The sequence below is a fragment of the Streptomyces sp. NPDC048142 genome (assembly GCF_043202835.1).
Lineage (GTDB): Bacteria > Actinomycetota > Actinomycetes > Streptomycetales > Streptomycetaceae > Streptomyces.
The window spans coordinates 130,347-151,677 of sequence record NZ_JBIDBC010000015.1 but is presented as its reverse complement, the minus strand read 5'-3'; the positions used below and the strand labels follow the sequence as shown (position 1 = coordinate 151,677).

Genomic DNA, 21,331 nt, shown 5'->3' with positions numbered 1-21,331 from the left:
CGGTCTCCGTACGTCCTTAGGATGCACCCCATGTCACTGCCGCACGCGATTCTCACCGCTCTGCTGGAGAAGCCGTCCTCGGGTCTGGAACTGACCCGCCGGTTCGACCGATCGATCGGCTACTTCTGGTCATCGACGCACCAGCAGATCTACCGCGAGCTGGGGAAACTGGAGCAGGCCGGACGGATCAGGGCGCTGCCCACGGCAGTGCCGGCCCGGGGGCAGAAGAAGGAGTACGAGGTTCTGCCCGCGGGCCGCGAGGAACTGGCGGCCTGGGTCGCGCTCCCCGAGGATCCACGGCCGGTCCGCGATCCGCTGCTGCTGCGGATAAGGGCGGCGGCGGTCGTCGGGGCGGACGGTATGGACGTGGAACTGCGCCGCCATCTCGCGCTGCACGAACGCCAGTTGGCGGAGTACCGGGAGATCGAGAAGAGGAACTTCACCCCCGCGCCGACGACCGATGAGGGGCGGCTGCGGTATCTGGTGCTGCGGGGCGGCATCGATCTGGAGACGTTCTGGATCAGTTGGCTGACCCGGGCCATCGCCGACCTGGACGGCTGAGCGGCCGGTCGGCGAGCCTCCCGCCCCGCGTCCGCCTCCCACCCCACGTGCGGCCTTCCTGCCCTGCGTCCGGCCGTCCGTCCCGCGTCCGGCCTCCCGCCCCGCGACGGGTCAGCCGCTCGCGTGTACGGAGAGGGGTTCCGGGACGAGGGGTTCGGTCTCCGCGCGCCGGGGGCTGCCGATGACGACCCGGGCGGGGACCGGGTCCGCCGGGGCGGGGACCGGGTCCTCGGGCGCCTCGGCCAGCTCGGTGTTCCGCGCCTGGGCCCGGCTCAGGAGGATCACCCCGCGCACGGCCGCCGCCGTACCGAGGAGCGCGAGCACCAGGCTGACCGGCCCGCCCTGGAGGCGCTCGCCGAGCAGGGCCAGACCGATCGCGGCGGCGGCGACCGGGTTGGCGAGGGTGACCACGGCGAGCGGCGCGCCGAGCCCGCCCCGGTATGCGGTCTGGGACAGCAGCAGGCCGCCCATCGCGAAGGCGGAGATGAGCAGCGCCACCGTCAGCAGCCGCCAGCTGAACAGCGGGCCGCCGGAGTGGTCGGTGACGGCGACGGTAAGGGTCTGGGTGAGCGCGGAGGCGACACCGGAGGTGATCCCGGATGCTGCCGCGTGCCGCAGCCCCGGACGGGCCCCGGGCCGGCTGAGCCCGGCGACGACCGCCATGGTGGCCGCGCCGACGCCGAGGGCCTCGGGAAGGGTGAGGGTCTCGTGCGGGGCGGAGCCGCCCGCCGTCAGGAGCAGTGCGCCGAGGCCGAGCAGGGTCAGGGCCGTGCCCCGCCACTCGACGCGGCCGACCCGGCGTCCGGCGGCCCGCGCCCCGAGCGGGACGGCGACGACGAGGGTCAGCGCGCCGAGCGGCTGGACCAGGGTGAGCGGGCCGTAGTTGAGCGCGGCGACGTGCAGCAGCGCGCCCGCGGCGTTGAGGGCGACGGCCGACCACCAGGCGCCCCGGCCCAGCAGCCGCAGGACTCCGGTGGAGGGGTCGGTGCGGCCGGCGAGCCGGGACTGGGCCACGGCGGCGGCCGCGTAGGCCCCGGCGGAGACGAGGGAGAGCGCGACGGCGGGCAGGGTGGCGTTCATCGCGCGGCTCCGGCCCGGGTACCCGCCCTCGATCCGGCGTCCGCCCCGGGGGCGGGCTCGTCGGGCCCCGGCGGGACGGCGGACCCGCCGGTGGGCCCGACAGACGGCGAGCCGGCCTGCGCGAAGGCGCCGGGCACGGTGACCGGCTCGGAGGACCCGGTCGCGACGGCCGCCGCGACGGCCGAGGGCTTGGAGAGCCGGGGCCGGGGGGCGCTCGCACCGGCGGCCGGCTCGCGGGGCCCCGCCGCGAAGGCCCCGGACCCAGCCGGGTCAGCCGCGTACGCCGGACTTGCGGGAGACCCTTCGCCACTCCCCCGCAGGTCAGGCCGGGGCAAGCGCGCGGGGACGGTCCGGGCGGACAGCGGCGGCCGGAACACGGCGAGGGCCACGGCCAGCAGCACAGCCACGACGATCGCGTCGAGCCAGTAGTGGTTCGCCGTGCCCACGACGACGAGCAGCGTGAGCGCCGGGTGCAGCAGCCACAGCCCGCGCCACCGGGAACGGGTGGCGACGATCATCCCGACGGCGACCATCACGGCCCAGCCGACGTGCAGCGAGGGCATCGCGGCGAACTGGTTCGCCATCGTGTCGGTCGCGGGCGTCTGCCCGTACACCGTCGGCCCGTACACCTGCCCGGTGTCGACCATTCCGGCGACCGTGAGCATCCGGGTCGGGGCCAGCGGGAACAGCAGGTGGAGCACCAGGGCGGCGGCGGTGAGCGCGGCGAGAACGCGGCGCGACCAGACGTAGTGGCGGGGGCGGCGCCAGTAGAGCCAGACCAGGAAGAGGGCCGTGGCCGGGAAGTGCACGGCGGCGTAGTAGGTGTTCGCCGCGTGGATCAGGGGCTGGCTGTGCAGCAGCAGGTCCTGGACCGCGCCCTCGCCGGGGAGGTGCAGGGCACGTTCGAGGTCCCACACGTTTCCCGCGTTGCGGAACGCCTCCTCGACGTGACCGTTGGCGGCCCGGCGGCCGAACTTGTAGGCCAGGAAGAGTCCGGCCACGAGAAGGAACTCGCGGACGAGGGGCGGTCGGGCACGTATGTCCGGCTCCTGGTCCGTGGGCTCGGTGCGGGCGTACGTCACCCGGTGCCCCCTTGGATGCGAAGCGGTGTCAGGACGGCCCGGTCAGATCCACGCCGTATCGATACGCCAGTGTACCGATACGTCGCCGTATCGGTACACACCCGTATCGGTACACACCCGTATCGGTACGAGTGCGTATCGGTACGTGTGCGTATCGGTACACTGTTGTATCGAGAACCTCGCCGCACCGCCGCACCGCCGCAGGAGGTAGCACCCATGCCGTCGCCCGATTCCGCACAGGAGTCAGCCCTCGCGTCCCGCCGGTCGAAGATCACACCGGAGCGGGAACAGGAGCTCTACGCGGCGGTGCTGGAGCTGTTGCGGGAGAGCGGTTACGAGTCGCTGACGATGGAGGGCGTCGCCTCCCGCACACGGTGCGGGAAGTCGACGCTGTACCGTCAGTGGGGCTCCAAGCCGGAGCTGGTCGTGGCCGCACTGCACGGAACCCGGCGGATCCGGCTCCCGAACATCGACACCGGGACGCTGGCCGGGGACCTGCTGGCCGCCGCGCAGGCGATCGGCCGGGCCTCGGAGAGCGACACCCCGTTGATGCACGCCCTCAGCCATGCCGCGCTCCAGAGCCCGGAGCTGCTGTGCGCGCTGCGCGAGGCGCTGATCGTGCCGGAGATCGCGGCGATCGACGCGATGGTCCGGCGGGGCCAGGAGCGCGGCGAGATCGCGGCGGACCTCCCGGGGGCCGAGTTCGTGGCGGCCCAACTGCTCGGCGTGATGCGCGCCCGGCCGCTGCTGGAGGGGCGTTACGCCGACGCGGCGTATCTGACCCGGTTCGTGGAGCTGGCGATCCTCCCGAGCCTCGGACTCACGGCGGGAGCGCCGGAGTCCTGACAGACGTGGACCGCCCGCCCCAGCGGATGGGGGCGGTCCACCCGCGCCGCACCGTGGGGACGGGGGCGGCGCATCGCCCGGCCGGCCGGTGGCCTCCGTGGAGGTCACCGGCCGCCCGTGTGTCCGCGCCTGTTCGCGGCCCGCCCCACCCCTTCCTTCCCTAACAAGCGCTTGGTAGATTTCGGGAGGTGCGGTGCGGGGAACGGACCCGTCGACGCTCCGGGACCACGGGCGAAGGGCGGACCATGGACCTGTCCCACGCGATGGACTTCACCGGGCGGGCGGTGCTCGTCACCGGCGGCACCAGGGGCCTGGGGGCCGCCACGGCGAGGGCCTTCCTCGCGAGCGGCGCGGACGTCATGGTCTGCGGGCGCGGAGCGCCGGACGCGCTGCCGTCGGCGGGCGGGCGCGAGGCCGCGTTCCGGGCCGCGGACCTGCGGGATCCGGCGGCGGCGGCGGATCTCGTCGCCGCGACCGCCGAGCGGTTCGGCCGGCTCGACGTGCTCGTCAACAACGCCGGCGGCTCCCCGGACGCCGATGCGGCGACCGTCTCGCCGCGTTTCGTCGAGAAGGTGGTCGCACTCAACCTCCTCGCCCCCTTCTACACGGCCCAGGCGGCGAATCTGGTGATGCGGGAGCAGCCGGCCGGCGGGGCCGTGATCAACATCGGCAGCGTCTCCGCCACCACCCCGCAGCCGGGCACCGCCGCCTACTCCGCGGCCAAGGCGGGCCTGCTCGGACTGACCCGGGCGCTGGCCCTCGAATGGGCGCCACGGGTCCGGGTCAACCACCTCACCGTCGGCCTCGTCCGCACCGAGAACGCCGGTGCGCTGTACGGCGACGACGGCGGGGCGGCGGTGGCGGGCGTCGTCCCGATGGGACGGCTGGCCGAACCGGACGATGTGGCGCGGGCCTGTCTCTGGCTGGCCTGCGACCTCTCCTCGTACGTCAACGGCGCCGATCTCGCCGTGCACGGGGGCGGCGAGATCCCGGCCAGGCACACGACCCGCCGGACGGCCGCCGAGCCCCCCTTCCGGTCTCCTTGACGCTATCCACTCCACCCCTTATCGTCTCATTGACGAAATCGAGGGGGTCCTCATCATGGCCGACATCACCCGGCGCTTCGGCCTGCGCCACCTGCGCTCAGCACCCACCGCCCACATCCGCCACCACAAGCGCGGCCGGCTCGCCCACGACGGTCAGGGGCTCAGCTTCTGGTACCGGTCGCTGTCGGCGGCGCTCTCCGAGGTGCCGGTCGACGACCGGGAGCTGGCCATGGCGTTCCACGCCCGTACGGCCGACTTCCAGGACGTCACCGTGCAGGCCACCGTCACCTACCGGATCAGCGATCCGGCCGAGGCGGCCAACCGGCTCGACTTCTCCGTGGACCCGGACACCGGCAGCTGGCGCGGCGCACCGCTGGAGCAGATCGCCACCCTCCTCACCGAGACCGCGCAGCAGCACACGCTGGACGTACTGGCCCGCACCCCGCTCGCGGCGGCCCTGGTCGACGGCGTCGCCTCCGTACGCGAACGGGTCGCCACCGGTCTCGCCGCCGAACCCAGGCTCCCGGCCACCGGCATCGACGTGGTGGCCGTGCGCGTCGTCGCGATCCGCCCCGAGGCCGAGGTCGAACGCGCCCTGCGCACCCCGGCTCGCGAGCAGATCCAGCAGGAGGCGGACCGGGCCACCTACGAACGGCGGGCCGTCGCCGTCGAGCGCGAGCGCACCATCGCCGAGAACGAGCTGGCCAGCCAGATCGAACTGGCCCGGCGGGAGGAGCAGTTGGTCGACCAGCGCGGCACCAACGCCCGCCGCGAGGCCGAGGAGAAGGCCGCGGCCGACGGCGTACGGACGGAGGCGGAGGCGGCCCGCACGGTGCGCCTGGCCCGCGCGGAGGCCGAGGCGGCGCGCGAGACGGGCGCGGCGCGGGCCGAGGCCCAGGCCGCCTGGCTGCGGGTGCACGGCGAGGTCGATCCGGCCACCCTGCACGCCCTCGCGGCGACCCGGCTCGCGGAGAACCTGCCGCGGATCGAGAGCGTCACCCTCTCCCCCGACGTTGTCACCGGGCTGCTCACCAGGCTCGGGCGTCCGGCGGGCGGTGCGGGCGCGTGAGCCTGGCGCCCCGGGCGGTGCTCGTCCACCGGCGGACGGAGTACGAGGAGCTGCTCGCCCGGCACGGGACGCACGGGCAGGCCGCGTTCTTCCTGTCCAGCCGGGGCCGCTCGATCGACGAGGTGGCCCGCCGCCACGAGGACACCCGGCAGGCGCTGCGCGAGGTGGCGGCGGCGGTGCCGCTCACCTGGCGCAGCTCCCGGGTGGAGCGGGCGGACCTGGACCGCTTCCTGTTCGCCCGGGAGGACGTGGTGGTCGTGGTCGGCCAGGACGGGCTGGTCGCCAACACCGCGAAATACCTGTCCGGGCAGCCGGTGGTGGGCATCGACACCGACCCGGGGCGCAACCCCGGTGTCCTGGTCCGGCACCGCCCCACCGAAGCGGCCGCCCTGCTGCGCGCCGCGGCCGCCGCCGGAGGCCGGGCGGAGGAGCTGACCATGGTCGAGGCCGTGGCCGACGACACGCAGCGCCTCCTCGCCCTGAACGAGATCTACCTCGGGCCGCCCGGCCACCAGACGGCCCGCTACCGCCTGCGCGACGACGGCGAGAGCACCCCCGGCGAAGCCCAGGCCTCCTCCGGGGTGCTGGTCGGCACCGGCACGGGCGCCACCGGCTGGCTCCGCTCGCTGTGGCTGGAGCGCGGCGGCACCGTGCCGCTGCCCGCGCCGTGCGACGCGCGGCTCCTGTGGTTCGTGCGCGAGGCCTGGCCCTCCCCGGCGACCGGGACGTCGAGGGTGGCGGGCGAACTGGGGCGGGGGCAGGGGCTGCGGCTGACCGTGGAGTCGGACCGGATCGTGGTCTTCGGGGACGGGATGGAGGCCGACGCCCTGGAGCTGACCTGGGGGCAGAGCGTACGGCTCGGCATCGCGGAGATGTCGCTGCGACTGGTGACCTGAGCGCGTCAGTCACTGCGCCTGGCGACCTGAGCGCGTCAGTCACTGCGCCTGGCGACCTGAGCGCACCCGACGGGACGCGGCCGCCCCGGCCACTTCGCTACGGTGATCCGCACCGGCACGTGCGCCGACACCGGCACCGGCACCGAAGAGCGGAGAGAGCCAGCATCATGTCAGTCGAGCCTGCCACCGAGCCCGCCCGCAACACCCGCCCGCCCACCGCGCAGGCGGCCCTCGGGGTCGGAGTGATCGTCGAGGACGTCCGGGGACGCGTCCTGCTGGGCCGGCACCACAGCGGTACGTGGGAACTGCCGGGCGGGAAGGTCGACGCGACGCACGAGTCGATCGCCGCCGCGGCCGCGCGGGAGCTGCGCGAGGAGACGGGTCTGGTGGTCGACGTGGCGTCCGTGGACGTCATCGCGATGGTCCACGACGTGATCGGCGGGATCAGCCGCATCAGCATGGCGGCCGTCACACGGCTCGCGTCCGGGGTCCCGGAAGTGACCGAGCCGCACCTGATCAGCGCCTGGCGGTGGATCGCGCCCGAGGAGCTGCCGGCCCCCCTGTTCGATCCGTCGGCGCAGGTCCTGGCGGCCTGGCGACCGGAGCTGGGCATCACCCACCCGCCCGCGCATGTGCTGCGGATCGCCCCGGCCGAGAACCGCGACTGACGCACCGCTCACCCACTCGCGCACCTTCCCCGGATCCTTATGCCTACAGATGCGGACAGATCGGACCCACTGTATGAATGAGGGACCATCCGCGCGATCGGAGTAGGCACACATGGACGATTACCCGCTCCTGAACGTCTTCCTGACCATGCTGTACCTGTTCCTGTGGGTCATGTGGTTCTTCCTGCTGTTCAAGGTGATCACCGACCTCTTCAGGGACCACTCGCTGAACGGCTGGGCCAAGGCGGGCTGGCTGGTCCTCGTCATCCTGCTGCCGTATGTGGGCGTGCTGATCTATCTCATCGTCCGCGGGCGCAGCATGCACGAACGCGACGAGAAACTGGCCAGGGACTCTGAGGCCGCGTTCCGCAGCTACGTGCGCGACGCCGCGGCGGGCCAGGGCGGATCCGGCGCCGGCGATCATGTGAACGATCTGGCGAAACTCGCCGAGCTCAAGGACAAGGGCGCGCTCAACGCCGAGGAGTACGAGCGGGCGAAGGCGAAGCTGCTTGCCTGAGGGCTGCCCCCGGCCCCCGCCCGGGGCCGGGGGCCGGCTCGCGTGAGCGGTCGAAGCGGTGACACGGCACTCCCGCGAGGACGCCGTCCTCCGGGCCGGGCCCGGCACCGCCGTGCTCAACGGGCCGCGCTCACCGCCGTCTTCACCAGCTCCCTGACCTGACGGACGATGTCCGAGCGGTTGCGCTCGAAGTCCGGGTCGGTGACAGCGCCGGTCCGCGGGTTCGTGTTCTCCGCGCCGAACTGCAGGACCGGGGTGTGCAGATGGCCGCCCGGCAGGTTCGGCAGCCCCAGCCGGTCGCGCAGCAGGGTGGCCCGGTAGGCGATCTCGTTGGAGAGGTAGTCACCGCCGCCCCCGGCCCGCGAAGCCGAGCCGGGCGTGGGCCCGTCCGGCCTGGTCACCGGTCGCGTACCGCCTGCCGGTATCTCGGTGACCTCGGTGTTGTCGTACACCGGGAAACGGCCCGTGTCCGCTCCGGTGAGCCGCCGGTACGGGAGGGTGGTGGAGGTCCACTGCGGCTGCGAGCCGGGGTCCACGACCGGGACCGGCCCGGTGCTCGCCACGTTCTCGTTGTCGGGGAAGCCCCCGCGCCAGGCGCCGTTGGTGCGCTCCACGTCGAAACGCCCCTGCCGGCCCTGGCTGACCGTGGTGAACAGGTCCAGGTGCGGCAGATGCCGGGCGAGGGCCCGCTCGACGGCGCCCTCGGTGAAGTCCCTCCAGCGCACCGGGAAGACGACGGTCTCGATCCGGGCCGGCCCCTGGGCCGTCTGCACCAGGGTGCCGTCCAGGGCGAGCGCGCTCGCGCCCGAGGGATTGCCGATCCGGGTGTCCCTGTCCAGCGTGAACGGGTCGAAGCCGGTGACCAGGACCCGCTTCGCGCGGTGGCCCGGGAAGCGGACGTCCTGCTGACCGCGCGAGGCGGTCTCCAGGGCGGTGTGCAGGGCCCCGCGCTGTTCGTCGTCCAGATCGAACCGAGGTGTCCACGCGCGCAGTTCGCGGCTGAGCGCGAGCCGCGCCCAGTACAACGGGCGGTCGTCGCCCCGGCTCAGGTCGCCCGCGGCGGGTCCACGTCCCTGGGCGCGGTGCACGGCGCGCCGCCACAGCTCCGAGGCATGGCGGGTCACCGTTCGTTCTGCCTGCGCGTAGCCGCGGGAACCTTGCAGGGCACGCTCGAAGCGCGGGGCGAAGACGTCGAACCCGCTGCGCCGCAGGATCTCCTGCGGGGCGGCCCGATCGAGGCGCTGCTCCTCGACGGCCGTCGCCGTGGGGGTGCGGGCGGTGTCGGCGGCCGACGCCCCGGCCGACGGGGCGGGGCCTGCCAGGGCGAGCAGCAGTGCCATGCCGCCAAGGCCGATCCGGGTGGTGGTGGGGAGTTGATACGTCATATGGACCCTTTCGACAGAGCGATGGGTCGGATTATCGCGGTGCTGCCGGGGGCGACGCCATGGGTCCGGACTCCTCGCCCAGACCGGCGCGCGGCACCGTGGTGGTGGAGCCCGGTTCGTCGGGGCCGGCCGTCCGGCCGGTGTTGAGGGGGTCGGCCGCGTAGGTGATGCGTACGACTCCGTCCGCGTGACGTTCGGCTGCGGCCGCCACCCCGAAGACATCGGCCAGAATCCCCGGGGTGAGCGCGTCGAGGACGTGACCCGCCGCCACGACCGTCCCCTCGTCCAGGACGATGATCCGGTCGCAGAGGCGGACGGCCAGGTCGAGGTCGTGCAGGACGGCGAGGGTGCTCACTCCGGTGGAGCGGATCAGGTCGAGGAGTTCGAAGCGGGCTCGGATGTCGAGGTGGTTGGTCAGTTCGTCCAGGACCAGCAGACGCGGCTCCTGGGCCAGGGCTCGCGCCAGCAGCACGCGTTGGCGCTCGCCTCCGGAGAGGGAGGCGTAGTCCCTTCCCGCGAAGGGGCGGATGCCGCAGCGGTCGATCGCGTCGGCGACGGCGCGGCGGTCGTCGGGTCCCTCCCGGCCGATCAGCCCGTGGTGGGGGGTGCGGCCCAGCTCGACGATCTCCGTCACCGACAGTCCCCCGGTGCTGCCCGCCGGGTCCTGGAGGACGGCGGCGGTGCGGCGGGCGGCGGCGCGTGGGGCGAGGCGCCGGACGTCGTCCTCCCCGACCCTGACGACGCCCCGGGTGGGGCGCAGGGAGCGGTAGACGGTGCGGAGCAGGGTGGATTTGCCACTGCCGTTCGGGCCGACGAGCCCGACGACGGTTCCGGGCAGGACTTCCAGGTCGACTCCACGCAGGACGGGGGTGCCTTCCAGTTCGACGTGGATCTGGTCGACGGTGAGCTTCATACGGTGTCCAAGCCCTTGTTGCGGCGCAGCAGCCAGACGAAGAACGGGGCGCCGAGCAGCGCGGTGAGAATGCCGAGCGGCAGTTCGTTCGGGCGGATGAGGGTGCGGGAGAGGAGGTCGACGAGGACGAGGTAGACGGCGCCGAGCAGCGCGGTGAGCGGGAGGAGCCGCCGGTGGTCCGCACCGACGGTGAGGCGTACGAGGTGCGGGATCATCAGGCCGACGAAGCCGATGCCGCCGGCCACCGCGATGACCGAGCCGGTGAGCAGCGCGGTGATGACGAGCAGGACGGCACGCAGGCGGTCGACGTCCACGCCGAGCGCGGTGGCGGATTCGTCGCCCGCGAGAACGGCGTTGAGCTGCCGTCCGAAGAGGCCGAGCAGGGCGGTGCAGGTCAGCACGATCGTCGCGACCACGGGCAGTTGGTCCCACTGGGCGCCGGCGACGCTGCCGAGCATCCAGAACATCACCGTACGCAGCTCGGTGGGCGTCGCCCAGAGCTGGACGAAGCTGGTCGCGGAGAGCAGGACGTAGCCGACCGCCACGCCCGCGAGGACGAGGCGGGTGGGTGCCAGGCGTCCGCGGCGGCGGCCCAGGGCGAAGACCACCGCCCCGGTGGCGAGAGCGCCGAGGAAGGCGGCTCCCGCCACTCCGACGCCGCCGATGCCGATCCCGCCCAGGGTGATGACCAGGACCGCGCCGAAGGAGGCCCCGTAGGAGAAGCCGAGCACGGTCGGATCGGCCAGTGGATTGGCGACGAGCGTCTGGAGGACGGCCCCGGCGACGGCCAGTCCGGCGCCCGCGAGGGCCGCGAGGAGGACACGTGGCGTGCGGAAGTGCCACACGATCTGGTCCAGTGCCGGATCGGCGGTGGCCCCCCGGCCCGTCAGGTGATGGACCACGATGCTCCAGACGTCGGCCACCGGTATGGTCACCGCGCCGATGCTGATCGCCGTGATCGTGGCGGTGATCAGCGCGGCGAGCAGGACGGCGACGCCCAGGGAGAGCCGCAGTCCGGTCAGAGCGCGTCGGGGTGGAGCGTCCTGGCGATCTTCTCCACCGCCACGTCGTTGCTGGGCCCGAGGTAGATCGAGTCGGACAGCACCACGTACGCGTCGTTCTTCGCGGCCGTCCACTGGGGGAACTCCTTGAGCAGTTTCTTGGCGTACGCCGTCGGGTCGGGGTCGTTGTAGCTGATGACGACGAGGGCGTCCACGTCGGCGACGGCGACCTTCTCCTTGCTCAGGTCGGCGAAGGAGCCCTCGGCGGCGTTCTCGAAGGCGTTGGCGCCCCCCGCCTTGGCGAGGATGTCGTTGTAGATGCCCTTGGCGACGACGGAGCTGAAGTCGTTGCCGCCCATCGCCATGTTGGAGAAGAGGACCATGACCTCGGGCTTCTTCTCGCCCTCGACCTTCTCGGCAATCGCGGCGATGCGCTTGTCGGACTCGGCTATCAGCTTCTCGGCCCGGTCGCTGACGCCGAAGACCTTGCCCAGGTCGCGGAGCAGGGTGCGGCTGTCCTCCATCGTCATCCCGGAGGTGTCCTGGTCGCAGCCCTGCGGCGAGATGTAGCTGTTGGCGCCCACCTGCTCCAGCTGGTCGCGGGTGGCGAAGCCGTTCTTGGCGTCGAAGCCGTACGCGGTGGTGGACAGCACCAGGTCGGGCCGCTGGGCGAGCATCGCCTCGCGCGGGATGTCGAAGGCGTCGTTGAGCTCGATGTCGCCCTTGGGCAGGGCCTTGATCTCATCGGCTCGGCCCGGCACTTCGGACCTGCCGTAGGTCTGCTGGTTGACGACGATGCGGTCCTTGAGACCGAGGGCCAGCAGCGTGGAGACCTCGGCGACCGAGGCGCCGTTCATGACCACCACTCTGCTGGGAGCCTTCGTGAAGGTCTGCTTCACTCCGCAGTTCTCCAACGTCACCGGGTATCCGGCTGCCGATGAGGCGGCGGGCTTGTCGGACTTCGCCGTCTTCCCGTCCGAGGCGTCTGCGCATCCGGCGGTCGCGAGGCCGACGACGGCGGTCACTCCGAGGGCGGCGAGCCGCTTGGGGGACATGTGTGCTCCTAGTTCGAGGCCGGCCGTCGGCCGGGGTTCGTCACAAGAGTCGGACGGCCCCCCGGGCGAGTTCCCGGCTCCTGCGGCCTGTCTGCGGCGGGGGCGGGCAGATCACCGTGGGCGACGCAGTGGTCCAGCTGCCGGAAGAAGCCGGTCCGGTCCATGGCCGGCGGGTGGGCGGGCGGTACGGGGCCGTCCGCCGCCGTGAGGCTCTTGGTCACGTTGTCCGCCCTCACGGGTGCCGGCGTGAGGTCTCCGTCCGCCCCGTCCGGGGCCTGGGGCAGGGAGGCGAAGAAAGCGAGGACCGCTGCGGCGTCCTCGGCGTCCTGCGGTATCCGCTCCCGCCAGGCGTCCAGGGGCAGGGTCTCGATCCCGTAGCCGTACTCACGTAGCCAGCGGTGCAGGTCGGCTTGGCGCACCGGGGTTCCGGCGTGGTGGTGGACCACCGTGCCGGGGCGCTGGGTGCCGGGTCCGGTCGTCACGATCTCGTCAGCGACCCGGTCGGCAGGGGTCCAGGACTCCTCCGCGAAGAGGTCGGGGACGAGACCTGCGGGAACTCCGGCGCGCAGGACGGTCCACAGGAAGTCCTGGCGGTTCACGGCGCCCGTGCCGATCGGTCCGACGACGCGGCCGAGCCGGTGCACGGTGACGGGCAGACCGCGCTCGGACGCCTGTTCCAGGAGGCGTTCGGAGGCCCACTTGGTCTGCTGGTAGCCGTAGCGCAGCCCTTCGTGGGCGGGAAGGAACGTTTCCGCGAACTCCTCGCTCCGGGCTCGTGGCGGGCCGACCGAGAGGGTGGATACGTAGTGCAGCGGGATGCGGCGCGGAGCTGCCAGCCGCAGCAGGTCGTGGGTGGATTCGGTGTTGGCCGGGCGGAGTGCGGTGTAGTCGCGGACGACGCCGACCGCCGCGCCGTCGTGGACGATGGCGTCGAGGGTGGACCCGAGTTCGCCCCATGCGTTCTCGCTCAGGCCCAGTCGGGGCCGGGAGAGGTCGGCGGGAAGGGCGCTCACACGGTGGTGCTCGTCCGCCCGCAGCGCCAGGCCGGCCGCTTCCAGCGCGGAGTGGACGCGCTTCAGGGCGGCTTCGGGGCCCCCGGCCCGGACGGCGCAGACCACTTCGGCGTCCGTACGGCGCAGGAGCTGTGCGAGGAGGTGGGTGCCCACGAATCCCGTGGCCCCCGTGAGCAGGATGCGCCGGGGTGGCCAGCAGGCCGCACCGGCTCCCGGGTGGACCTCCTGGCCCAGCGTCGTGTCGGCGGCCAGGGAGGGCGGCAGCACCGAGCCGGGCGGGCTGTCAGGGACGGAGTCCGTCGCGGCGTCGAGGAAGGCGGCGAGGGCCGCGGGGGTGGCGTACTGGAAGAGCCAGGCCACCTTCACCTCCCTCCCCAGCTCCGAGGCCAGACGGTTGGCGGCCTGGATGGCCTGGAGCGACTGGGCTCCGCGTTCGAAGACGTCGTCGTGCTCGGTGAGTTCGGCGGCTGCCAGCACCCGGCGCCAGACACCGGTCACGGCTGCTGCCAGCGTGCTGTGCTCGCCGGCCGACTCGGTGCCGCCCGGCTGTGCGGGGAGCCGGGCGAGCAGTGCGGCCCGGTCCGTCTTGCCCGTCGTGGTGCGCGGCAGGCGGGTCAGGAAGGTGAGCGAGGTGGGGATCATCGGTGCGGGCAGCCGGGCCCGGAGATGGTCGCGGAGCGCGGGCAACCGGGGCCTGGGGCCGGCGGCGACGAGGTGGGCGGTGAGCCTGCGCGTGCCGTCGGGCAGCACCTGGCCGACCACGGCGGCGTCGCTGATGCCGGGGTGGGAGAGCAGGGCGCTCTCGACCTCCGCCGGCTGGACCCGGTGTCCGCTGATCTTGAACTCGTCGTCCGCGCGGCCGATCCAGCGCAGGAGTCCGTCCTCGCCCAGCACCACGAGGTCGCCGGTCCGATAGGCATGCGGGGAGCCCGGCAGGCGCTCCAGCCGGACGAACCGCTCGGCGGTCTCCCGCGGACGGTCGCGGTACCCGCGAGCGAGCGCAGGGCCCAGCAGATACAGCTCGCCGTCCTCGATGGCGACCCGGCTGCCGGGCAGGGGACGGCCCACCGGGGTGTCGTCGGGGGCGAGAGCCGGATCGTGCAGATCGGCGGCGGTGGCGACCACCGTTCCCTCGGTCGGGCCGTAGGTGTTGACCAGCCGGACGCCCGTGCCGACCGCCTTGCGCCAGCGGGCCGCCCGCTCGGGAAGCGCCGCCTCGCCGCCGGTCACGACGGTGTGCACCGTGCTCGGCAACGGGCCCGCTCCGGTGGACAAGGCGTAGGCCAGCTCGTGCCAGTACGCGGTCGGCAGATCGAGCACGCTGATGCGCAGGCGCTCGCACGCGGAGAGGAAGTGCGGGACGGAGTCCGTCATGTCCGGCTCCCGGATCACCAGCGTGGCGCCGGCGCACAGGGTCAGGAAGATCTCCTCGACGCTGGTGTCGAAGTGCAGGGGGGCGAACTGCAGCACGCGGTCGGTACGGCCCGGCCCGTAGCGGAGTCCGGCTCCGGCGACGAAGTGGGCCAGTGCGCCGTGCTCGACCTCGACGCCCTTGGGCCGGCCGGTGGAGCCGGAGGTGTGAAGGACATGGGCGAGGTCGTCCGCTCCCGGGGCGGACAGCGGGGTGTCGTGCGGCACGGTGTCCCGCAGGGCGTCGAGCAGCAGCACCTTACGGTCCGGGAAGAGGTGGGCGTGCGGCTGCGTGGTGATGACGCGTACGGGTGCGGCGGAGGCGAGCAACGCGGTGGTCCGCTCCACCGGGGCGGTGAGGTCCACCGGGCAGTGGACGGCGCCTGCGGCCATGATGCCGAGCAGGGTCGTGACGGCGTCGATCCCCCGTGGCAGGGCGGTGGCCACCAGGTCGCCGCGCTGCACACCTCGGGCGGCGAGTTTCCGGGCGGTGCTGCGCGCGTCGCCGAAGAGCTCGGCGTAACCGATGCTCCGGTCGCCCTCCTCGACGGCCACCGCGCTGCCGCGCCGGGCCGCATGGCCGGCGATGAGCGAGAGCACAGGGCGCGGTGGTGAGGGAAGCGGGTCACCCTCCAGTACCTGAACCGGCACGGAGTCACTCGGGCCCGGCACGGAGTCACTCGTGCCCGGCGCGGAGGGCAGCGCGGTGAAGGGGTGGTCGGGCTCGGCGACCGCTTCCGCCAGCAGGTCGAACAGGGCGCGCCGGTGGCCGGTCACTTCGGCGGCGGTGTAGAGCTCGGGGTTGGCATCCACGGCGAAGCGCAGGGTGGTGGTGCCTTCCGAGCGGTCGTACACGTTGAACGCGAGGTCGTCGACGGGGCCGGCCGAGACGTTGTGCACGGTGCTGCGGTGTCCGGCGAAGCGCAGGTCGTAGGCGAACGGCATGATGTTGACGCCGGGACCGGAGAGGCGCCGGCCGCCGCCCACCAGTCGCAGGTCGCGGCGGATCTGCTCGTAGCGGTAGCGCTGGTGCGGCAGTGCTGAGCGCACCTCCTGGGAGACGGCGGCGACCAGGGTGCGCAGGCTGTCGTCCGGGCCGACGGTCACCCGGAGCGGCAGGACGTTGCGGACCATGGCGGGTACGCGCAGGGACACGGAGCCGAAGCGGCCCATCGCCGGGACGCTCAGCACGATCTCCGGTGCCCCGGTGGCGCGGTGGAGATGAGCCGCGGTGAGCGCGAGCAGCACCTCCGACCAGGACACCTTCAAGGCGCGGGCCGTGGCCCGCAGCGCCGCCGTGGTCGCGGCGTCGAGGTCCGCCGCGTCCCGGAGGAAGGAGGCCGCCGGCAGCGCGGACCGGCCCGCCGGAGTGGCCACGTCCGGCCGGTCGGCGTACCGGCGCGTCCAGTGGTCCCGGTCGCGGGCGAACTGCTCGGACGTACGGTAGGCGGCCTCCTCCTCGCGTACGGAGGCGAGCGTGCCGAAGCCGCTCGGGCCCGCCTCCGTGTCCGTGGCGAACGCGGTGTAGAGGTCGGCGACGCGGCGCGCGACCAGGGACAGGCCGAAGCCGTCCAGCGCGATGTGGTGGACGCGGTGGTACCAGAGGTGGCGGTCCGCGGCGAGACGGAACAGGGCGTGCCCGAACAGCGGGCCGCGGGTGAGATCGACGGGGCGGGCGATGTCCGCGTCGATCCAGCGGAGCGCCGCCTCGTGGGGATCGGGGGCTCCGGAGACGTCGGCGGTGTGGAGGTGCCACTCGGGCACGGTGGTGTCGACCTGCCAGGGGCGTCCCTCGTCGTCGGCCGTGAAGACCCGGTGCAGGGCCTCCGTCTCCCCGACCGCCCCGCGCAGGGCGGCTTCGAAGAGGTCCACGTCGACCGGGCCCTCGATCACCACGTACTCGGCGGTGTTGTAGGCGGGGCTGGCGGTGTCGAGCTGGTGGCCGGTCCAGATGCCCTCCTGCGCTCCGAGCAGCGGGTGGCGGGGGTGCACGCGCTCAGGCGTCGCCATGGCGTACTTCTTCCTGTCGTTCTTCCTGTCGTTGGTCCTGCCGCTGGTCGAGAAGCCGCCACCAGTGCTGGAAGGAGGGCAGTTCGGCCAGGTCCATGAAGGAGACGTCGATGCCGTACTCCTGCCAGCGCTCGACCAGCGTGACGAGTCGGAGGGAGTCGAGTCCGGCCCCGACGGGGTGGTCGTCGAGGTCGACTTCTTCGGGCTTCTGGTAGAGCAGTTCGGCGAGATCGGCGCGGAACTGCTGGACGGTGAGGGCAGCGGGCATGGTGATCCCTTCTCTCTGTGCGTGGCGTGCGGTGTCCCGTGGGGGCGGCGGTCAGTTGACCTTGCGGTCCGAGCCGTCCCAGAAGCGGTTCCGCAGTTCGCGGCGGAGGATCTTCCCGCTGGGGTTGCGGGGGACGTGGTCGATGAACTCGTACTTCGCGGGCAGCTTGAAAGCGGCCAGCCGGGGAGTCAGGAAGGTGTGCAGGTCGCGGGCGCGCAGGGTCTCGCCGTCCCGTTCGGCGGGGACGACGAAGGCGTGGACGTACTCCCCCCACCGGTCGTCCGGCGCGCCGACGACCACGGCCTCGGCGACACCGGGGTGGTGCTCCAGGACGTTCTCGATCTCCGCCGGGTAGACGTTCTCCCCGGCCACGAGGATCGCGTCCTTGATGCGGTCGCGGATGAAGACATAGCCGTCCTCGTCGACGTAGCCCGCGTCCCCGGTGCGTATCCAGCCGTCGACGAGGGTCTCGGCGGTCCTGTCGGGGAGCTTCCAGTACTCCACCATGTGCGCCGGTGTGGCCAGGCAGACCTCGCCGACGGCCCCGGGCGGCAGTGGCGTGCCGTGGCTGTCGATCACCTGGAGCCGCACGCCCGGGTACGGGCGGCCGGCCGCCTGCATGAGGAGCGATCCCGGTTCGTGGACGGCGGGCGGCATGCAGACGGCGGTGTTGCCGGTCTCCGTGAGCCCGTAGATCTGGGCGAACTCGCAGCGGAAGACCGCCAGGCTCTGCTCCAGCAGGGTCTCGGAGATCGGCGACCCTCCGTAGACGATCTTGCGGAGGGTGGCGAAGTCGGCCGGAGCGACGCCGGGCCGGGTCAGCATCATCCGCAGCATGGCCGGGACCACACAGGCGGTGGTGATGCCGAGCCGGTGGATCAGGTCGACGGCCCCGGCCGCGTCGAAGGCGGGCATCGCCACGACGGTGGTCCCGGCGTTGAAGTTCTGCGTCGCCCACCACAGACCGCCGATGTGGAAGCCGGGGATGCCGATCAGCGCGATGTCCCCGGCCCGCCAGTCGATCCAGTCGACGTCCGCTTCGGCCATGGCGTCCGCGATGGCGAAGAAGCTCCGGTGGGCCAGGACGACGCCTTTCGGCAGCCCGGTGGTGCCGCTGGTGTAGAGCTGGGCCACCGGGGTGTCGCGGGTGGCCGCGTGATCCTCTCCTCCTCCGGTGTGCGGGGCTTTCCAGGCGGCGTAGCCCTCGGAGGTGTCGAGGACGACGATGTGTTCGGGCGGTGTGGCGGACATGCCGTCCACGACGGCCCGGAACTCCGATTCGACGAAGAGGAGTCGGGTGCCGGAGTCCTGGAGGATGTGGCTGACCTCCGGGGACGTCAGCCGCCAGTTGACCGGGACGAGGACGGTCCCGGTCTTGGCGCAGGCGAAGAGGATCTCGTAGTAGCGCTCGGACTCCTTGCCCAGGTAGGCGACCCGGTCGCCGGCGGTGAGACCGGCGGCGCGCAGGGCCTGTGCGGTGCGGCTGCTCTCCCGGTGCATGTCGGCGTAGGTGAGGGTGGTGTCCGCGCAGACGACGGCCGGGGTGTCCGGCCGGTGTTCGGCGTGGAAGCGGGCGGTGTCGGCGAGTGAGGAGAGCTGGTGGTGCGGCCGGGTGCCCGGCCGCGGGTTCTCAGGGGATGCCATGTGTGATGTCCGTCCGGTAGCGGCCCGCGCCGGCGGGCAGGGAGGTCAGGTGATGTTGACGAAGGCCAGGGTGGCGTCGCCGTCGCACCTGCCGCCCCGGGAGTCGCCGTAGCGGTAGGCGGTGGTGGCGATGAGGAGCGGCTTGCCGCCGGGCGAGCGGCGTTCGACGGAGCGGAACTCCATCTCGCCGTGGAAGTCCCGTGGATCCACGGGCCGTTGGAAGCGGGAGGCGAAGCGGGCGATGAGGATGTCCGGCAGTTGGTGACGCCAGAAGTCCTCCGGGGTCCAGCTCTCGAAGCCGGTCAGCAGCCTTTCCTTCACCGACTTGGCGACGAGGTAATACATCATCTGGTTGTAGGCGATGTTCACCTCGACCGCGTTCAGGTGGCCGGTGTCGTCGATGTAGCAGGACTCCGGGATCGCGAACGTCGCGCGCACCCGGGCGAGCCCGTCGGGCAGGGCGGACACCTCGGCGGTGAGCAGGTAGCGGCAGTGGTCCTTGTACGGGGTGAGCACCCGGGGAAGCAGTACCTCGTCGGTGGCAAAGGTCCGCGACGCGACGGTGTCCGTGCCGGGGCCGGAGTCCGTGCCGGGGCCGGGGCCCGTGCCGCGGGCGGTGCCGGTCATGCCGCTTCCAGACCGGCGTGCAGCTTGCGCTCGTCGTGGACGGTGACGCGGAAGGAGACCGTGGGCTCGGGCGTGGTGGTGTGCCGGGCGCAGTGGACAAGGCTGCGGTTGTCCCAGACCAGCAGATCGCCCTGTTCGAAGCTCTGCAGGTGGATGTTCTCGTGCTCGAAGCCTCGGTCGAGCTGCCCGGTCGCCTCGAAGAGCCGCCGGAGCAGCCCGTCGTCGAGCGGCCTGCCCTGCTCGTCCTCGATGCCGACGGTGAACCCCTCGCTGACGTAGAGCACCTTCTCACCGGTCATGGGGTGGGTGAAGACGGTGGGCTGGAGCACGGCGGGCGTCTTCTCCTCGACCTCCTGGATGATCTCCGAGAGCGGCCGGTAGACGTCGTGCGGGCGGATCTTGAAGTACTTGCGTACGGAGTGCCGGCAGCACGTCCCCTCGATCTCGCCCTTGAGGTCCTCGGGCAGCTTCTCGTAGGCCGCGCCCATGTCGATGAAGTACGTGCCGCGGTTCTTCGCGGGTATGACCTGCGGGTGGATCAGGGTGATACCGAACGGGTCGGGCATGAACTGGTAGTCGGCGTGCCAGAACTTTCCGGTCTTGGGTACGCCGATCTGCTTGCCGTTCTCGGGGACGTTGGAGGAGACGAACACCTCGGAGACCTCGGGGTGCTGGTACATCGGTTCGTAGTACGTCTCCGGGCGGCCGAGCCGTCGGCCCAGCTCCAGGAACGCCTGCGGGGAGAGGTCCTGTCCCTTGAGGACGGCGATCTTGCGGCGGTAGACGGTCTCCTTGAGGGCCGCGATGTCGCTCTCGGAGGCCGAGGTGTGGTCGAAGTCCTCGACGGAGGCGCCGATGGCGGTTGCGGTGTGGTCGGTGATGCGCATGGTGGTGCTCCTGGTGACGGGTGGAGGAGGTGGGGGCCGCGGTCGCGTCAGGCGGCCGGTCGGGCGTCGATCAGTTCGGCCGTCGCGCCGAGCGTGAGGCCGGGGACGAGTTCGCCGTCCTCGACGGTGACGCCGAGGTGGCGTTCGATGTGGATGCTGATCTCGACCATGGTCAGCGAGTCGACAGCGAGGTCGGCACAGGTCGCCTCGGGCCGGAAGTGGTCGGTGGGGGCGTCGTGCAGGGTGGTGAGGATGGGCACCAGCTGCTCGTAGGTGGCGGTCACGGGGCGGATTCCTCTTCGTGGTGGGCAGGTTCGTCGGCCGGTGGCGGTTCCGGCCGGGTGAGGAGGCAGGAGCCCCAGGTGAGGCCCCCTCCGAAAGCGGTCAGCAGGACGCGGTCGCCCGGCAGCAGGACACCGTTCGCGTGGGCGTCGGCGAGAGCCAGGGGGATGGAGGCCGCGCCGGTGTTCCCGGCCGTCTCCACGTGGGTGGTGCAGCGGTCGGCGGTCAGACCGAGGTCGGTGGCGACCGCGCGCAGGATGCGGAGGCCGGCCTGGTGGGGCACGAAGCGATCGATGTCCTCGCCGCCCGGACCGGCCCGGTCCAGCACCGTGCGGGCCGACTCGGTCATCCTGCTGACGGCGTGGCGGTAGACCTCCTTGCCGCGCATGGCGAAGTGCCGCTCCTCGTGTGAGGTACGGGCCGGATCGGCGGGCAGTCGGGAGCCGCCGGCCGCGACGGTGATCATGTCCTCGTGGGCGCCGTCGCTTCCGAGGCCGAAGGGGCCGAGGGCTCCGTGTTCCCCGGCGTGCCCGGCGCGCAGGACGACGGCCCCCGCCCCGTCCCCGAACACCACGGCGTTCTGCCGGTCCTGCGGGTCCACGATGCGGGAGTACACGTCCGCGCCGATGACCAGGACCCGGCTCGCGACCCCGGAGGCGATCAGTCCCGCTCCGGTGGCCAGGGCGTAGACGAACCCGGTGCACGCCGCGCCGACGTCGAAGGCTGCCGCGCCGGACAGTCCGAGGCGTGCGGCGACCACCGGAGCGGTGGCGGGGCAGGTGCGGTCGGGGGTGGCGGTGGCCACGACGACGGCATCGGCCCGTTCCGTACCGGAGTCGGCGAGGGCCCGGCGGCCCGCCGCGACGGCGAGATCGGAGGTGGCCTCGGCGGGGTCGGCGAGGTACCGGCTGCGCATGCCGGTGCGCCTGCGTATCCAGGCGTCGTCGGTGTCGAGCCGTGCCGCCAGCTCGTCGTTGCCGACCTTGCGCCGGGGCAGCCGGCCCCCGGTGCCGCAGAGCACAGCGGCGCGGTCGGGTCGCCCGGCGGGTGTCGCGGACATGGTTCTCCTGA

The 21,331-nt window shown here is 72.7% G+C and carries 20 protein-coding genes; 7 read left to right on the top strand and 13 right to left on the bottom strand.

All coding sequences use genetic code 11. The features are described 5' to 3' along the window. Positions 1-30: 30 nt before the first annotated feature. A complete protein-coding gene (locus ACGF2Y_RS20640) occupies positions 31-561 on the top strand; it encodes a PadR family transcriptional regulator (RefSeq protein WP_392949350.1) in 531 nt (176 codons plus the stop codon). Positions 562-672: 111 nt separating this feature from the next. On the opposite strand, the gene ACGF2Y_RS20635 is transcribed toward ACGF2Y_RS20640, so the two are convergent. Both ACGF2Y_RS20635 and ACGF2Y_RS20630 read right to left on the bottom strand, forming a co-directional pair. Continuing rightward, positions 673-1,641 (bottom strand): DMT family transporter, encoded by a 969-nt coding sequence (locus ACGF2Y_RS20635; protein ID WP_392949348.1) that lies wholly within the window; start codon positions 1,639-1,641, stop codon positions 673-675. Then, entirely contained in the window at positions 1,638-2,723 is a 1,086-nt protein-coding gene (locus tag ACGF2Y_RS20630; RefSeq protein ID WP_392949345.1) for a phosphatase PAP2 family protein, read from the bottom strand. The genes ACGF2Y_RS20635 and ACGF2Y_RS20630 overlap by 4 nt, the downstream gene beginning before the upstream one ends. 216 nt (positions 2,724-2,939) lie before the next feature. Between ACGF2Y_RS20630 and ACGF2Y_RS20625 the strand changes: the two genes are divergently transcribed. From ACGF2Y_RS20625 to ACGF2Y_RS20600, 6 genes are all read left to right on the top strand, one after another. Beyond that, positions 2,940-3,569 carry a TetR/AcrR family transcriptional regulator gene (locus tag ACGF2Y_RS20625; RefSeq protein WP_392949343.1) on the top strand — a complete coding sequence of 210 codons (630 nt, stop codon included), beginning with the start codon at positions 2,940-2,942 and terminating at the stop codon, positions 3,567-3,569. Between the two features lie 245 nt (positions 3,570-3,814). Further along, positions 3,815-4,615 carry an SDR family oxidoreductase gene (locus ACGF2Y_RS20620; protein WP_392949340.1) on the top strand — a complete coding sequence of 267 codons (801 nt, stop codon included), beginning with the start codon at positions 3,815-3,817 and terminating at the stop codon, positions 4,613-4,615. 55 nt (positions 4,616-4,670) lie between these two features. Continuing rightward, positions 4,671-5,684, top strand: coding sequence for an SPFH domain-containing protein (locus tag ACGF2Y_RS20615; RefSeq protein ID WP_392949337.1), 1,014 nt, complete (start codon positions 4,671-4,673; stop codon positions 5,682-5,684). Further along, on the top strand, positions 5,681-6,580 hold the full coding sequence (locus ACGF2Y_RS20610) for a hypothetical protein (protein ID WP_392949334.1): 900 nt from the start codon (positions 5,681-5,683) through the stop codon (positions 6,578-6,580). The genes ACGF2Y_RS20615 and ACGF2Y_RS20610 overlap by 4 nt, the downstream gene beginning before the upstream one ends. Before the next feature lie 167 nt (positions 6,581-6,747). Continuing rightward, positions 6,748-7,248, top strand: a complete 501-nt coding sequence (locus ACGF2Y_RS20605) for an NUDIX hydrolase (RefSeq protein ID WP_392949331.1) — start codon at positions 6,748-6,750, stop codon at positions 7,246-7,248. A gap of 112 nt (positions 7,249-7,360) precedes the next feature. Further along, positions 7,361-7,765, top strand: coding sequence for an SHOCT domain-containing protein (locus ACGF2Y_RS20600; protein ID WP_392949328.1), 405 nt, complete (start codon positions 7,361-7,363; stop codon positions 7,763-7,765). Positions 7,766-7,881: 116 nt separating this feature from the next. Here ACGF2Y_RS20600 and ACGF2Y_RS20595 read toward each other — a convergent pair whose 3' ends face one another. From ACGF2Y_RS20595 to ACGF2Y_RS20545, 11 genes are read right to left on the bottom strand one after another with little or no spacing between them, the layout of a single operon-like run. Beyond that, positions 7,882-9,150 (bottom strand): pyroglutamyl peptidase, encoded by a 1,269-nt coding sequence (locus ACGF2Y_RS20595; protein ID WP_392949327.1) that lies wholly within the window; start codon positions 9,148-9,150, stop codon positions 7,882-7,884. A 31-nt stretch (positions 9,151-9,181) separates the two neighbouring features. Continuing rightward, positions 9,182-10,063, bottom strand: a complete 882-nt coding sequence (locus ACGF2Y_RS20590; protein ID WP_392949325.1) for an ABC transporter ATP-binding protein — start codon at positions 10,061-10,063, stop codon at positions 9,182-9,184. Then, on the bottom strand, positions 10,060-11,022 hold the full coding sequence (locus ACGF2Y_RS20585; protein WP_392949390.1) for a FecCD family ABC transporter permease: 963 nt from the start codon (positions 11,020-11,022) through the stop codon (positions 10,060-10,062). The genes ACGF2Y_RS20590 and ACGF2Y_RS20585 overlap by 4 nt, the downstream gene beginning before the upstream one ends. 59 nt (positions 11,023-11,081) lie before the next feature. After that, positions 11,082-12,119 carry an ABC transporter substrate-binding protein gene (locus tag ACGF2Y_RS20580; RefSeq protein WP_392949323.1) on the bottom strand — a complete coding sequence of 346 codons (1,038 nt, stop codon included), beginning with the start codon at positions 12,117-12,119 and terminating at the stop codon, positions 11,082-11,084. Positions 12,120-12,127: 8 nt separating this feature from the next. Then, positions 12,128-16,552 carry an amino acid adenylation domain-containing protein gene (locus ACGF2Y_RS20575; RefSeq protein ID WP_392949321.1) on the bottom strand — a complete coding sequence of 1,475 codons (4,425 nt, stop codon included), beginning with the start codon at positions 16,550-16,552 and terminating at the stop codon, positions 12,128-12,130. After that, positions 16,539-16,820 carry a phosphopantetheine-binding protein gene (locus ACGF2Y_RS20570; RefSeq protein ID WP_392949319.1) on the bottom strand — a complete coding sequence of 94 codons (282 nt, stop codon included), beginning with the start codon at positions 16,818-16,820 and terminating at the stop codon, positions 16,539-16,541. The genes ACGF2Y_RS20575 and ACGF2Y_RS20570 overlap by 14 nt, the downstream gene beginning before the upstream one ends. A 51-nt stretch (positions 16,821-16,871) precedes the next feature. Further along, positions 16,872-18,464 (bottom strand): long-chain-fatty-acid--CoA ligase, encoded by a 1,593-nt coding sequence (locus ACGF2Y_RS20565; RefSeq protein ID WP_392949317.1) that lies wholly within the window; start codon positions 18,462-18,464, stop codon positions 16,872-16,874. Between the two features lie 45 nt (positions 18,465-18,509). After that, complete coding sequence (locus ACGF2Y_RS20560; protein ID WP_392949315.1) at positions 18,510-19,091, bottom strand: FcoT family thioesterase; 582 nt, start codon at positions 19,089-19,091, stop codon at positions 18,510-18,512. Next, positions 19,088-19,978 (bottom strand): TauD/TfdA dioxygenase family protein, encoded by an 891-nt coding sequence (locus tag ACGF2Y_RS20555; RefSeq protein WP_392949313.1) that lies wholly within the window; start codon positions 19,976-19,978, stop codon positions 19,088-19,090. Before ACGF2Y_RS20555 ends, ACGF2Y_RS20560 begins: the two co-directional genes overlap by 4 nt. 47 nt (positions 19,979-20,025) lie before the next feature. Beyond that, on the bottom strand, positions 20,026-20,262 hold the full coding sequence (locus ACGF2Y_RS20550) for an acyl carrier protein (protein WP_392949311.1): 237 nt from the start codon (positions 20,260-20,262) through the stop codon (positions 20,026-20,028). Further along, the gene (locus tag ACGF2Y_RS20545) at positions 20,259-21,320 is read right to left on the bottom strand and encodes a beta-ketoacyl-ACP synthase III (RefSeq protein ID WP_392949309.1); all 1,062 of its coding nucleotides are present in this window, start codon (positions 21,318-21,320) and stop codon (positions 20,259-20,261) included. Before ACGF2Y_RS20545 ends, ACGF2Y_RS20550 begins: the two co-directional genes overlap by 4 nt. Between the last annotated feature and the right edge of the window lie 11 nt (positions 21,321-21,331).